Origin of the sequence: Dyadobacter sp. 22481, from assembly GCF_052044875.1 — a bacterium.
GTDB classification, from domain to species: domain Bacteria; phylum Bacteroidota; class Bacteroidia; order Cytophagales; family Spirosomataceae; genus Dyadobacter; species Dyadobacter endophyticus.
Window position 1 is genome coordinate 142,216 of sequence record NZ_JBQENV010000005.1, and the last position, 12,810, is coordinate 155,025.

At 45.2% G+C, this 12,810-nt stretch carries 13 protein-coding genes and 2 pseudogenes; 4 read left to right on the plus strand and 11 right to left on the minus strand.

The window, feature by feature from the left end:
• Window positions 1-89: 89 nt before the first annotated feature.
• The 3 genes from ACTJJJ_RS28710 to ACTJJJ_RS28720 all read right to left on the minus strand — a co-directional run bounded on the left by ACTJJJ_RS28710 (window position 90) and on the right by ACTJJJ_RS28720 (window position 2,256).
• A complete protein-coding gene (locus ACTJJJ_RS28710) occupies window positions 90-668 on the minus strand; it encodes an SRPBCC family protein (RefSeq protein WP_426293832.1) in 579 nt (192 codons plus the stop codon).
• Window positions 669-696: 28 nt separating this feature from the next.
• Window positions 697-1,473 (minus strand): SDR family NAD(P)-dependent oxidoreductase, encoded by a 777-nt coding sequence (locus ACTJJJ_RS28715; RefSeq protein ID WP_188927943.1) that lies wholly within the window; start codon window positions 1,471-1,473, stop codon window positions 697-699.
• A 177-nt stretch (window positions 1,474-1,650) separates the two neighbouring features.
• Window positions 1,651-2,256, minus strand: a complete 606-nt coding sequence (locus tag ACTJJJ_RS28720) for a TetR/AcrR family transcriptional regulator (RefSeq protein WP_188927942.1) — start codon at window positions 2,254-2,256, stop codon at window positions 1,651-1,653.
• A gap of 694 nt (window positions 2,257-2,950) precedes the next feature.
• On the opposite strand from ACTJJJ_RS28720, the gene ACTJJJ_RS28725 reads away from it, so the two are divergent.
• The gene (locus ACTJJJ_RS28725; RefSeq protein WP_426293831.1) at window positions 2,951-3,487 is read left to right on the plus strand and encodes a class I SAM-dependent methyltransferase; all 537 of its coding nucleotides are present in this window, start codon (window positions 2,951-2,953) and stop codon (window positions 3,485-3,487) included.
• A gap of 40 nt (window positions 3,488-3,527) precedes the next feature.
• Here the strand turns inward: ACTJJJ_RS28725 and ACTJJJ_RS28730 are convergent, their stop codons facing one another.
• From ACTJJJ_RS28730 to ACTJJJ_RS28750, 5 genes and pseudogenes are all read right to left on the minus strand, one after another.
• Window positions 3,528-4,424: a helix-turn-helix domain-containing protein gene (locus tag ACTJJJ_RS28730; protein WP_188927940.1), complete on the minus strand. Its 897-nt coding sequence runs from the start codon at window positions 4,422-4,424 to the stop codon at window positions 3,528-3,530.
• 9 nt (window positions 4,425-4,433) lie between these two features.
• On the minus strand, window positions 4,434-5,474 hold the full coding sequence (locus tag ACTJJJ_RS28735) for an NAD(P)-dependent alcohol dehydrogenase (RefSeq protein ID WP_188932051.1): 1,041 nt from the start codon (window positions 5,472-5,474) through the stop codon (window positions 4,434-4,436).
• A gap of 110 nt (window positions 5,475-5,584) precedes the next feature.
• Complete coding sequence (locus ACTJJJ_RS28740) at window positions 5,585-6,445, minus strand: NAD-dependent epimerase/dehydratase family protein (RefSeq protein WP_188927939.1); 861 nt, start codon at window positions 6,443-6,445, stop codon at window positions 5,585-5,587.
• Between the two features lie 85 nt (window positions 6,446-6,530).
• Entirely contained in the window at window positions 6,531-7,394 is an 864-nt protein-coding gene (locus ACTJJJ_RS28745) for a helix-turn-helix domain-containing protein (RefSeq protein ID WP_426293830.1), read from the minus strand.
• Between the two features lie 63 nt (window positions 7,395-7,457).
• Window positions 7,458-7,622, minus strand: a pseudogene (locus tag ACTJJJ_RS28750) (helix-turn-helix domain-containing protein); the annotation flags it as partial.
• 13 nt (window positions 7,623-7,635) lie between these two features.
• On the opposite strand from ACTJJJ_RS28750, the pseudogene ACTJJJ_RS28755 reads away from it, so the two are divergent.
• Together ACTJJJ_RS28755 and ACTJJJ_RS28760 are read left to right on the plus strand one after the other, a co-directional pair.
• Window positions 7,636-8,487: pseudogene (locus ACTJJJ_RS28755) on the plus strand (transposase); the annotation flags it as partial.
• Window positions 8,480-8,728: a transposase gene (locus ACTJJJ_RS28760; RefSeq protein WP_188927932.1), complete on the plus strand. Its 249-nt coding sequence runs from the start codon at window positions 8,480-8,482 to the stop codon at window positions 8,726-8,728. The pseudogene ACTJJJ_RS28755 and the gene ACTJJJ_RS28760, both read left to right, overlap by 8 nt.
• Here the strand turns inward: ACTJJJ_RS28760 and ACTJJJ_RS28765 are convergent.
• The 3 genes from ACTJJJ_RS28765 to ACTJJJ_RS28775 form a co-directional block, all read right to left on the minus strand.
• Window positions 8,715-9,101, minus strand: coding sequence for a hypothetical protein (locus ACTJJJ_RS28765; protein WP_188927930.1), 387 nt, complete (start codon window positions 9,099-9,101; stop codon window positions 8,715-8,717). The genes ACTJJJ_RS28760 and ACTJJJ_RS28765 overlap by 14 nt on opposite strands.
• A 170-nt stretch (window positions 9,102-9,271) precedes the next feature.
• Complete coding sequence (locus ACTJJJ_RS28770; protein WP_188927927.1) at window positions 9,272-10,390, minus strand: AAA family ATPase; 1,119 nt, start codon at window positions 10,388-10,390, stop codon at window positions 9,272-9,274.
• A 10-nt stretch (window positions 10,391-10,400) separates the two neighbouring features.
• Window positions 10,401-11,087, minus strand: a complete 687-nt coding sequence (locus ACTJJJ_RS28775) for an RNA ligase family protein (RefSeq protein ID WP_188927925.1) — start codon at window positions 11,085-11,087, stop codon at window positions 10,401-10,403.
• A 320-nt stretch (window positions 11,088-11,407) separates the two neighbouring features.
• Here ACTJJJ_RS28775 and ACTJJJ_RS28780 point away from each other — a divergent pair, with 320 nt between their 5' ends.
• Window positions 11,408-12,175, plus strand: coding sequence for a hypothetical protein (locus ACTJJJ_RS28780; protein WP_188927923.1), 768 nt, complete (start codon window positions 11,408-11,410; stop codon window positions 12,173-12,175).
• The last annotated feature ends 635 nt before the right edge of the window (window positions 12,176-12,810 follow it).

Sequence of the window (12,810 nt, forward strand, 5' to 3'; positions counted from 1 at the left end):
TAACACCACCGCTACGAAAATGAATGTAGGCCGATTATTTTGTTCTTACCCTGTGCTTAGGCATGGCCCAGTTCCTGTGGTTTAATTCTTTACTTGCTTTCTGACTGTTCTTTCAGCCTTATTAACCAATTCTTAAGATCCTTACTAACCATATTAGGTGCGAAAATTTTCTCAATTTTTGTTTTAGGTCCATTTTGAGATTCTTCTGAAATAACCTTGCAGCCTTCTGCGGTTGGGATAATCATCCATGCATTATAAATGGTCATTTTCTTATTATCGGTTTCCCCCAGCCAGGCTACGTTATAAGGAGGTTTGAATTCCTTTATAGTGGACTTGAATTTCCCCGCCGGAGACCAGATAAAAACACTAGATGAATTAAGCTTACCATCGGGTGAATTTATCAGCTTGATACCTTCGGCCTTTTTGTTCAATTCTGGCCATTTGGCAGCATGGATGAAAATATCCCAAACTACCTGAGGCGAGGCTTTAATGTCTATTTCGTTGTGGATAAAAAAATCAGATTCTGCTGGTGTAAATCCTTCCGGCCAGTTGATTTTTTCGGAATAAGGTAAACTTGATTGAACTACTTTTTTGTGTGAATAACATGAGGGAAGTAGCAATGACATACTAGTTAAGCTAGCTAGTGTAAATAATTTTGTCGTTCTCATTTTTTCGAATGTGTTATTTATAACTTAATTATGATCTAACACTTGCGAGATTCTTTTTGATTCTCATCATAATACTATCAGGCATAAAACGAGGTAGGTTGGAGTTAAGCCAGTTTTGAAAGCCCACTACTTTTTTCCCTTTTCCAGATAAAAGATGTTTCACACCTTGCGCTGCCACTTCTTTGGGGTGCATGGGCTTGGCTTTATGAAGATTTGTAGATTGCATTTCAGCTGTGGTAAAGCCTGTGTCTACCGTGCCTGGGTAAAGCGATGTAACGATTACGCCAGTGCCATCCAATTCGGCAGCAAGCGTTTCGCTAAATGCCTTTACAAAAGCTTTGGTAGCAGAATAAACAGCAAAATATGGCATTGGTAAAAATGCTACCACTGAAGATACATTCATAATTCTGCCGGATTTGCGGCTAACCATATCTTTCGCAAAGAGCTTGGTAAGTGCCACCAAACTGGAAATATTTAATTCAATCATGCTGAGTTCTTCTTCCAATGACGTTTCAATAAAATTACCATAGTTACCTACCCCGGCATTATTGATCAAACCAGTCACCAAATAGTTTTCCTGTTTCACCGCTTTATAAAGGCCTGTCGCAGCATTTACATCAGTGAGATCTGCGGCGAAATATTGCACCAGAATTCCATACTTGTCTGTTAATTCAGCTTGCATTTGCTGCAATTTGGTTTCCGTGCGGGCAACCAATATCAGATTCATTTTTTTGGCCGCCAATTCATGCGCCATTTCGTAACCGATTCCGGATGAGGCACCGGTGAGCACAAAATATTCATTCATCTTTTTAATTTTTAATTGTATTGTTAGACAAATTTTCAATTAATTATTCACTGTAATAATTTTAAACACTGTTCAATAAATATCTAAAATAATAGGCTAATTATTTAGGGTGAAAAACACCCTGTTACAATCGGCCCGTATTAACTCATTCTGACTAAAATATAAATGCTGCTGATCCTAGCTTTTTTCTATCAGCGCAATAAATGTTTCATATCCATGGAGCATCAGCTCTTCACTTGATTTTTCAAAAAATCCTGACATCCGGTCTTTACAGTATAGCGAGCAAATACCATGTACCAACGACAGCGTCATAAGTGTCAGATACTTATTATTTAATCCTTGAAATCTTCCCTTGTCCTGACACTGCTTGATCACACCAGACAAATGTTCAATCGAATCCTGCGCTATCTGAAATCCTTCCCCCTCTGATTTGCCCGTTTCACTCACCAGGAACATCAAATTGTAATAATCCGTATGGTTTTGTGCAAAACGAATAAAGACCAAACCCAGGGCTTTGTAACGTTCGTAAGGGTCTTCAATAATATCCAAAGCTTTCATCTGGCTCAAAAACAACCGAAATCCCTCTTTATGAAGCTCATGAAAAATCTCGTTCTTATCTTTAAAATAGAAATATATTGAACCGGGACTGTAATTAATCTCACTGGCAATGTTACGGATACTGGTCTGCTCATATCCTTTTTCAAGAAAAATCTTACGGGCACTATCCAGTATTCGTTTGTGCATTTCTATTTTTTCCTGCTCTTTTCTTTTCGCTATCGACATGTCAAACTCATTTGATATGCAAATCTATTAAACAGTGTTCAATAGAAAAAATTATATGGGATTTTTTTTGAACAGTGTTTAAATTAAGGAATTTAATATACTAATAATCAGATAGTTAAATACGAAAAATATTTAACATGAGCTGTATTTAAGCTCATTCTTCATTCGAGAAATCTGATGATTTTTTAGTCCTCCACCGGTAACTTCTCTGGAATTGTTGAGGGTGAAGGGTATTTTTCAATCCAAGGACGTTGACACTATGACCTCCTCCCAGGTATTCAGACGGCTGAAAGTAGAGTTTCCGGCGTTCCAGCGGGACAACTGATAGCGCTTCAGAGAGCGCTTTTTTCATTCATAATAGTCGCTATTGTGATTTCTTAAAAAGATTTACGTGTAATTTCGATTCAATTCAGGTCAAAATATCTGGTAACCTTTTCGGTAACCTGCCTAACCTGAACTAGTTTGGTTAGCGTTTCGCAAAGGGAACCCAATACTGTTTCTGAGCAGTATAGATCAACATTTCTTTCCGGCCTCTATTGCGCACCATATGGTGGGCGACCCTGCATTTAACTTAATCGCGTAGCTGGTCATGCTTCCCCGGGCCATTGTCTCTTATATTTGTTACGGTCGGCTCAGGCAGCATAGCCTGATCACGGCTTGATTCTCAACCATAGCAATCAATTATCTAGAAACCATGACAAATCAAGAGGCTATTGAACTAATCGGTGGCGGTGCCAATGGCGAGCATGCGCAGTACTGGTTAGATTTAGGTTGTGGGAAGGGGACTTTCACCGAAGCCTTGGCGACAATGCTGCCAGCGCAAAGCAAGATTACCGGCGTGGACAAAAACAACCACCAGCTTCCGCCACAAATGGGTAACCAGGTTTCGATCAAATTCATCGAGGCCGATTTTGAAACAGCGGCGTTGGAGGTGACGGGATTAGACGGGATCCTGATGGCGAACTCCCTTCATTTCATCAGGGATAAAGAATCCTTAATCCGGCGTCTGGAAAACCATTTTAGTAAAGGTAGAAGGTTTTTGATTGTCGAGTATGACACAACAGCATCCAATCCCTGGGTGCCATATCCCATTGACTTCAAAGGTTTAAAAAGCATTTTCGGCCGTGTCGGGAATTATTCGATATCAAAACTTGGGGAGCGCAGGTCGTTGTATGGTTCCGCGATGCTCTATGGTGCGCTAGTTACGTCCCCGGTCCAATCAATAAGCTGATCCCAAACCGCGTCCCGCAAATAGATCCAAGCATCACGGTCTAATTCAAGCTTTCACGGTATTGTATCGGAGACATGTTCGTCTTGTTCTTAAATAGCTTATGAAAGGATTGCGGATACTCAAAGCCCATCTGATAGGCAATTTCGTTAACCTGTAAGTTCGTCGTCGCCAGTAGCTGCTTCGCCTTGTCAATCACCCGGGCTTGGATATGCTGCTGCGCTGTTTGTCCTGAAACGGTCCGTAACATATCGCTGAGATAATCAGCGGACACGTTCAACTCCCTGGCGACCTGTTGTACAGTTGGTAGGCCTTTCTGCGATTCCAGAAACCCGTTTAGCACACCTTCTAATCGGATCAGGATCTCGTCGTTAGCCACTTTTCGCGTGATAAACTGACGGGCGTAGAACCTGCTGCTATACTGCAACAAAAGCTCAATATGGGCAACCATCACTTCGTGGCTGAAATGATCTATGCTGCTTTGGTATTCCGCCTCTATGCTGGCAAACAGATCCTTGATCTTCGCCTCTTCCTGCTCTGACAAATGAAGGGCTTCGTGGAGCTCGTAGGAGAAAAAGCCAAAATTTCGGATTTTGGTAGCCAGCGAAGTGCCTGCAATGAAATCCTGGTGAAACATTAGTGTCATGCCACCCGGCGGCTTGGATCCCGGGTCCAGTTTCATCAGCAACTGGTTGGGAGAAATAAAGGCCATCATCCCTTCCTCAAAATCGTAATGGCGATGCCCGTACTTCAACTTGCCGTCATAGTCCGTTTTGATGGATATGCAGTAAAAATTGAGGGTAAAATGTTGCAGATCGACCAGTCTGGCGTAATCAGCATTTTCATGCCGGAATACGCTGATCAGCGGATGTTTAGGCTTAGGCAATCCGAGAAGCCGGTGCTGCTCGGATATGGAATTGATGAGGTATGGCTTGTTCACTGATTGAAGTTACAGGGTTTTCATATCAATGACAAAACGGTAGCGGACATCACCTTTTTGCATTCGGTCATAGGCAGTGTGAATATCCTTGATATCGATCAGCTCAATGTCGGAGACGATATTATGTTCTGCGCAAAAGTCTAGCATCTGTTGTGTTTCGGGCAGGCCTCCGGCGCCAGACCCGGCGATAACCTTGTTGCCCGTTGCCAGCGAGAAGGAGCTTACCTCCCAGGGCTTGGCCGGCATACCGACATTGACGTAAATGCCATTGCTTTTTAAAACGGCCAGATAAGGATTGACATCACTGTTGCCCGAAACGGTATCCAGCACAAAGTCAAATGTTTTGAAGGCTGCTTTCATCTCTGCTTCCTCCCTGGAAATGATAAAATGATCAGCCCCGAGCCGCATGGCCGCTTCCTTTTTGCCGGGAGAAGTGCTCAATACCGTTACTTCTGCGCCCAAAGCTTTCCCAAATTTAACGCCCATGTGGCCCAGTCCACCTAAGCCGACCACAGCCAGTTTATGCCCTTTACCTACATTCCATCTTTTTAGCGGTGAATAGGTAGTTATCCCCGCGCAAAGCAATGGGGCCACTCCGGCCAGGTCGAGCTTTTCAGAAATGCGATGCACGAAGTCTTCATGGACAACAATGGTATTGGAATATCCGCCGTAAACAGGCTGGCCATCGTGGCCCAGATTATTGTAGGTTTGGACCGGGGCTACACTGCAAAACTGCTCTTGCCCGTTCTTGCAGTCAGGGCACTCCCGGCAGGAATCTACCATCACGCCCACGCCACCCAGATCACCGATGCTGAACTTTTTAGCATGAGCACCCAGGGCACTGATACGGCCAACGATCTCATGCCCTGGAACCATCGGGAAAATTCCTTCAAACCATTCGTTACGGGTCAGGTGAATATCGGTATGGCAAACCCCGCAGTATAGAATTTCCATCTGTACATCTTGCGCGCCGAGCTCGCGTCTTTCAAATTCCCAGGGCGTTAGTGGGCTCTCTGCCGTTTGCGCCGCATATCCTTTTGCTGTTATCATCATAGTTGTTTTTATGATGCAAACTTAGGAAGCAGCTGGCGGCCACAATTATCCAAATCCGGGGAAAAGGTATCCGAATTTTCCAATGCTGCGCAGCACACGGTTTATGGTTACAAAATATCAAGATCGCGGGCCACATAGTAGCTTGGCACCAATGGCCGGAAGCCGGTTTTCCTTCGAAGTTTGGAAATATCCTGAACGCCATGGAAAGGGTCTTTAAGCGGACCTTCTATTTCATCAAAGGTATCTGCTGCTTTTCCGACAGACTCAGCCAGTTCGTAAAAAGTGATTGGTGCATCGTCGGCTACGTTGAAGATTTCTCCATCCAATCCCTCGGTGGTGAGCAGCAGGATCAGTGCCTGCGCGACATCCAGGTGATGTACCATGTGCATGCGTGAACCAGAATGCATGTTCAGCTTTTTAATATATGGGATAATTTCGGCGATGTGCGGGTCCTTGTCACCGTAAACAAAGCCAAGACGCAAGATACGGACGTCAAATCCCTGGTTTTGCTGCATCCCGATCAATTCCCTTTCTGCGGCGATCTTGCTGGAAGAGTAGGCCCGCGGATCGTTAACATCCACCTGTTCGTCTTCTTTTGCAGGCCGGTGGTAACCTGAACCGTACACATTTGAGGTGCTGGTAAAAACAAATCGTTTGACTCCGGCCTCCTGTGCTGCCTGCGCTAACGCGATACTTCCCTCGCGGTTGGTTTTGACGATACCTTCATTATCTGTAAAGGTCCGGAATAACGCGGCAAGATGGATCACGGCATCCATACCGGATACGGCCGCCGGCAGTGTGGCTGGCTCAAACAGGTCGCCGGTTATGGGTGTCGCACCGAGCTCAATCAGACCGCCAGCTTTTGCAATGTCCCTGACCAATATCGATACATCATAGCCTTTGGCTATCAGGCGTGGCACTAAACGGCTTCCTACTTTTCCTGTTGCTCCTGTTACTAAAATTTTCATTGTTGGATGATTTAATAATGATACGGCAAAATTAGACCGTAGCTTGGCAGACAGCCAATCAATATCAAACCAGTAACTATGATTTTCAAACCTTTCGGAAAGTATTCGGTGTGCTGCCAGTCAACCGTTTGAAATAGTTGTTAAAGTAGGCAGGGTATTCAAACCCAAGCGCGTAAGCGATCTCGGCCACGGCCCAGTCACTATGTTGCAACAGGGCTTTTGCTTCGGCAATAATGCGCGAGGATATATTCGCCGAAGTGGTTTTGCCCGTCGTTTCCCTGACAGACCGATTCAGGTAATTGACATGTACATTTAAATGTCTGGCATAGTCCTGTGGACTGCGTAAGCGGAGCGGTTCGTCGCTGCGCTCTATTGGAAACTGCTTTTCCAGCAGGTCAGTGAATTGGTGTGAAATGCGGCTTTCGCCATTTCTGAAGGCAGGGACATGCTGCGCGGGCTGTATTCGAAGGGCCTCGTGGATGATGAGCGCAATGTAGTTTTTGATCAGATCGCTTTTATAAAGATAGTCGCCATCGTATACTGACAGCATTTTCTTAAAAAGGCCGGTCATAAATGCAGCTTGTTCCGCATTAAGGGATACGACTGGGTTTTCGCCGACCCTGAAAAGGGGGGAGTCTTGTAAGTCCCGCCCATTGAGGAAGGTTTCGGTAAAGATACAGGCGTAACCACTGGTACGGTTGATACGGCGGACAAGAGCGTGCGGTACATGCGGGTTGACGAAAAACAGTGCTGTTCCTTTGATGTCCAGTAGCTGGCCACCATAATTAATGGTCATCTCGCCATTGACCAAACCCATTTTGTAAAAGTCGCGCCGCCCAGCTTTAACTGGGACTTCTGTTGATTCCGGAAGGGCATGAACTTTAAAACCTTTGAGTCGAAGGTCCACTTCATTCAGCCAGGGTATTCTAGTCGTTTCTTCTTCTAGCATGCGGCAAAGTTAATAAAATCAATCCTCTGCCATTCTTACTTTGACTCCCCTGAGCGAATATTTTTAGGTGAACGAAGCCCTAAACTCCATCGGAGATTGATTGGTTTTGTTTTTAAATAGCTTGCTGAAACTTTGCGAATGTTCAAAACCGAGCTCATAAGCAATTTCGGACATGCTTAGCTGCGTCGTCGTCAGCCGCTCTTTTGCTTTCTCGATTAATTTTTTGTAAAAGGGCCGAACCTATGGTACAATCCTGGTGGACCTACATCAGAATAGGGTTATCGGCTTATGGGAAGGTCGCAGTGCCGAAGCGCTTGAAGCTTGGCTCAAACAACACCCGGAGGTGTATACTGTGGCCAGGGACCGGGCATCGACCTATGCAATAGGTATTCGCAAAGGTGCCCCGCAAGCTAAGCAAGTGGCCGACCGCTTTCATTTGCTGGTTAACCTTAGAGAAGCACTCGATAGAGCAATGCAAAGACAAAGCGAAACGATCAAAAAATGTTTCGTAGCCTTTCATGACAAGCAAAAAGCACATAATCAATCCATTCCTCTTAACCATGAAACTGCAACCAGCAAGCGCATGCAAACTGAAAATTCTGGATTGTTTACGGGAAATGTTAACCCCCGTAGGCAGTTTAAATTTGAGCAAACCAAGAAACTCTATGCTCAGGGGCACAGTATCAACGCAATAGCTGCTCATCTGAAGTCCAACAGGAAATCCATAAGGAGATACATCCATTTGGATGTCTTGCCAGGTCGGAATACCCCACCCACCTCTGAACATTCGACCAATTTTGATCACTTCATTCCATACATCCAACAGAATTACCGGCCACAGACGACTTATAAGCAGCTTCTTGCAGACATGATAGCACAGGGCTTTAACGACAAATACACCAGCTTTTGCGAAAGAATGAACCGGCTTGTGGCGCAAAACTTAGTGGGGCAACCCCTGGATAAACCCCAGGACTTGCCAGACAGCCAACCTGGTCAATCACCGATCTGGAATTCTTTACTTTTCTCTGCCAACACAGTGCTCAATTCAGAAGGCGGCCGAGCTTGCCCAACAATTCAAAGCGCTCTTGGGTAAGCAGCACCACGCCAGTTTTGACGAATGGCTGGAAAGTGCCTCGCATCCCGACGCGCTTTTGAAAAACTTTGCAAAAGGCATCAAGAATGACCATCATGCCGTTGAGCAAGCAATTAATTCTGATATCTCAAGCGGAAAAGTAGAAGGCCATATTAATAAGATGAAAACAATCAAGAGATCTATGTACGGACGGGCCGGAATTGACCTGCTTACAAAAATGTTACTGGCTAAAAACAGATAAGCCCACCATCAAAAGTGACGAAGAACCCATATTGGCCGATAATTGCTTCCATCCTGCCGATGCTTTTGAAATTTTCCGGGTCTGAATTGATGGTGTGGACTTCTTCAAATAACTGTTGGAGCTCGCTGATTTTACCATGATCGGGTTGGGTCCGCTTCATTTCCTTTCTACGCTCCCTTGAAGAATAGGATATTAATTCATTCAGAAGTGAATTCGTAGTTTCTGTTAACACATACCAGTCCAATGGGTTTGCCGGGCCAGCGAAGTCAAGCTCTTTCCCTGCTAAAAGCTGTTCGATTTTGAGCCATTCCTGGTAGTCGATTAGTACCGAAACCGGTTTGCCATTCCCGTCATTAATCACTTGTCTGGACATATTATCTCTCCTTTGATGTTCTCCCAATGATTCAAGTTTAGCGATATTTGGATTGAAGGACAAGGTGTTTTGCCGGTGAACGGCTCTTTTGAGAGCCCTTATCTGCACAAAGAGAAGGCTAACTTGCGATCGTCAATCGCATTCAAACACTAAACACGGTCGTTTAAAGCCTACCGGGTTGCTCTTGCCGCAACAACATATTTCACTGAATACGCTTCGTGCAGCTTAGGGACTTCCCATTTCGCCAGCATCCTCTCTAACACTTTGGCAGGCACCATTTCTTGTCTCGATCCATTTTGAAGCTTCCATTGCTTATAGGGCTGCTCGATATAAACGATCCTTACGCGGGCGCGGTAAGACGCGAACAATTCAATGAGCTGGCTCCGCATCTGCTTTGAAATATTGGTCGCATTCCAGACAAAATCAGTCTTCGCACGCAGATATACCCGCGCCTGTTCCTTAGCTTGCTGAGCTACCCAGCCGTTAGCAGAAGTATCCTCGGGTTTAATCTTATAGGCCTGACGGATTTCATCCAAACTGATTACCGGAAGCCCCGACAAATGCTGCTGAATATAGCTGTCTTTTCCCATCCCTGGCAAGCCACTCATCAACGTTACCTCACATGTCGTGTCATCGAAAGGAACGTAATCCACGGAAGGTGACTCTGCATGGAAATAGTGAAAGCGGGACAGATCCGTAGCAAAGGGAAATGGCTGGCCAGCGCATCTTTGTTCCCGGCAATACTCCTCAAAAAGGCTTATGCGGTCAAGGAGCTCCTGCTGGTCGTTGCATATCCGGCCTAATACATCTGCTTTGGCCAGGATTGCCACCAGGTTCGTGTTTACTTCCAGCGATGCCTGCAAAAGCGCTTTTTGTGGATCAGGCTTGTGAAATACCCATAGCGGCAAACCATGGTGTCTGACGAGCCCGACAATTTGTTCCCGGGTTTCAAACGGAACGTCAAATTCTTTGAATAAAACTTGCCGTGCAGTCAGTGCCCCCTTCTTGGCATGACCGGGCGAAACGATGCTTCCGTTGGTTTCCTGATAGGTCGTGCTGCGCTTCTCTACATCATGCAGCAAAGCAGCAATCCACAATATTGCTTTTTTCTCTTCCGGCAAGTCTTTAAATTCTTCCAGGCCCACCAATGCGTCGAGTACCATTTGCGTGTGGATTGCCACATCTCCCTCTGCATGATGGACCGGGTCCTGTGGCACGCCATGCATATCTTCGATCCAATCGTAACGTCCCGCCAGCTCTTCCCAGTTTTTATATAATAGTTCTTTCATGTCCTTGATGCTAATATTGATTAATAGGTCTGGCAGGTCGCCAATTGCGCGTCCAATGCTCAGAGGTCTGCACATGGTCCTTGCGGACGTATTTCAATACATGTGTTGATAGCTGCCCCACGGGAAAGGCGTAGAAATCGCGCACGACTACGCCCTCCCGGTTGCAATGCAGCCCGGTATTCGCATCGATCGATCCAAACACGCTTTCCGAGCCGGCAAATTCCAGCACCGTCTTTTTGAATGTTTGCTCATCTGCGGGTACGGATAAATCGCCCAGAACCGGTACTACTGATAAGCCGAGCGCATCTGCGTAAAAGCACACCTCATCCCAATCCAGCCATTGATCCAGGTACCGGGCTGCAAAGACGAAGAAATAGTCTTCCAGCCGCGTATATTCAATGGAGTGCACAGCATACACATTCTCTCCAAATATTTCTAGCTCACCCAGATCGCCTTTGATATGCGCCCATCTTTCCCGCAGCCGCGCTGTCCAGGGAGAAGTCGTAGGTACGGCATGCGAGCGTGCAAAAACGCCATAGCGGCTGAGGCAGTTGTTTTCCCCATCGAGCTTTTCGGTAAAGACGACCTGATTCATCCGGCTCAAATGTTGCCAGTAATCTATTTGAACTTTGTCGTCACTGGTTATGCCCGGCGACCAGGGTAAATGATATGTCCTTTCGTATTTTCTTGATTCCATAGCATAACGCGTTTGGTCCAAAGCAATTTGCCTTGGAAAAGCGGACAACAGTCAGATGGGTATAGCAATACCATCCTACAAGTCGTCTGCATTCTTGGTTGAATTAAACAATTGCAAGCAAGCTGCCGGTTGACAGCTGGGATTGGCGATATGTTAGAAGGTCACAGGCACTTAACGCGGTGCATTTATGGAGTTTCCGAAGAATTTTGGGTGCAAAGATAATTTTATTTGAAATAAAAGCGAAACTCAAAACACACTGGATATTTTCGCATCAGTCGGCGCAATGATATTTACTGATTTAGAGTTTAGAAATGAGTAAAATGATCCGACTCGTCATGTTCGTTCATGCCAATAGACTTTTTCTTGCGACTATCTATCAAACAGTGCTACTGACAGTGGCGGCTGGCAATCTGGTCTTCTCACAGCAAAAAGTCAAGGTCGACTTATTTTATCTCGAACCACAGCTCGCTAAGGCCGCTTACCTAGACGAGCCTGACTCCGTAACACTTTATGTCAAGGAACCCTTTCAACCGGTACGGGAGTATGCAGACGCTGACCTTGGTTATTCAATGATTTTCGAGATAACGGTAGACGAATACTGTCCTGTCGAAGTGTGTAAGAACAACCGATGCTTTTATATTTTCATTGATTCCGATCATGTTCAAATATCAATTGATCCACAGAACTTTCGGCAAAGCAAAGCCGTGAATTCACCGTTGAGTCTACGCTACAAGTCGATATTATCCGAAATGCAGGAGCTCTATCACCAACGCTCGGATTCACTTGCCTCGCTTATGGGTAATCGCAGCAATTCAGGCGCAATTTCATCGATGTTTGCACATTATAATAACCTTAGTAGACAATTCATCAGAAACCAGGTTACACAAAACAGCGATAATGCCGTGGGATGGAACTTGCTCCTACGTAATCCTGAAGAATTTACAGAGCACGAAATTTTCCAAATGAGCGACCGGTTCAATGCAGTTCTGAGGTTTCCATCGACTGCACTAATTCAAGACCGGTTAAAGAAATATCGCAATCAGCCGAAACTGGCAAAGACTATCTGCGAACTCTTTCAATCTTTCTGACGGGTCAGCCAAAGGCGTTTGCATTTCTTTGGGGTAGTTACTCGCTACCGAGGTTCCTATTCCGACACTTTTATTTCTTTAAAATTTTTTCTTACAACCCCTCCGTAATTGCGAGAGAGGTTTGCAAGAAAAAATTTGGTTAACTCCTATGAACGATGATTGATAAGTTTCGAGCTAGAAATCTGACCACCAATTTCATCGATGCATAACTGCTCGCAAGCGAAAAAGCTGTTTTTGAGGCGAAAACGTCTTGATTGAGCAAAAAGCAGCCCGGAAAGCGCCTAAAGGAGCATTTTTGTCCCAAACGATCTCGAAGACGCATTTCTGACTAAATTTTCTTTTTCCCGCTCAATTTGACTCAATATTGACGCTTCGGGCGCCAACGCCTGCTTTCAGATCTGGAATTTCTCTCAGAGCAGACATTCAAAAATTAGATGCTACCACCTGTCTTTCCGTGGTAGGCCAGATGTACCGTTTTTATACAAACGGGGAATCTGGCTCTGCTAGGCAGCCTCATTCGGAACTCATTCGGCTTTGGTTAGAAGACGTAAATTTTGGATTTTAGAGACTTAAACCATCGCAAAAGCCTTCAAACAGGGATGCGGAAATATCTATTATTAGAAACAGTTGAACAT

Coding starts and splice junctions, on each gene's coding strand:
- ACTJJJ_RS28780 (WP_188927923.1), top strand. CDS start 11,408: ATGATCCGACTCGTCATGTTCGTTCATGCCAATAGACTTTTTCTTGCG.
- ACTJJJ_RS28725 (WP_426293831.1), top strand. CDS start 2,951: ATGACAAATCAAGAGGCTATTGAACTAATCGGTGGCGGTGCCAATGGC.
- ACTJJJ_RS28715 (WP_188927943.1), bottom strand. CDS start 1,473: ATGAATGAATATTTTGTGCTCACCGGTGCCTCATCCGGAATCGGTTAC.
- ACTJJJ_RS28770 (WP_188927927.1), bottom strand. CDS start 10,390: ATGAAAGAACTATTATATAAAAACTGGGAAGAGCTGGCGGGACGTTAC.
- ACTJJJ_RS28765 (WP_188927930.1), bottom strand. CDS start 9,101: ATGTCCAGACAAGTGATTAATGACGGGAATGGCAAACCGGTTTCGGTA.
- ACTJJJ_RS28720 (WP_188927942.1), bottom strand. CDS start 2,256: ATGTCGATAGCGAAAAGAAAAGAGCAGGAAAAAATAGAAATGCACAAA.
- ACTJJJ_RS28740 (WP_188927939.1), bottom strand. CDS start 6,445: ATGAAAATTTTAGTAACAGGAGCAACAGGAAAAGTAGGAAGCCGTTTA.
- ACTJJJ_RS28735 (WP_188932051.1), bottom strand. CDS start 5,474: ATGATAACAGCAAAAGGATATGCGGCGCAAACGGCAGAGAGCCCACTA.
- ACTJJJ_RS28710 (WP_426293832.1), bottom strand. CDS start 668: ATGAGAACGACAAAATTATTTACACTAGCTAGCTTAACTAGTATGTCA.
- ACTJJJ_RS28775 (WP_188927925.1), bottom strand. CDS start 11,087: ATGGAATCAAGAAAATACGAAAGGACATATCATTTACCCTGGTCGCCG.
- ACTJJJ_RS28745 (WP_426293830.1), bottom strand. CDS start 7,394: ATGCTAGAAGAAGAAACGACTAGAATACCCTGGCTGAATGAAGTGGAC.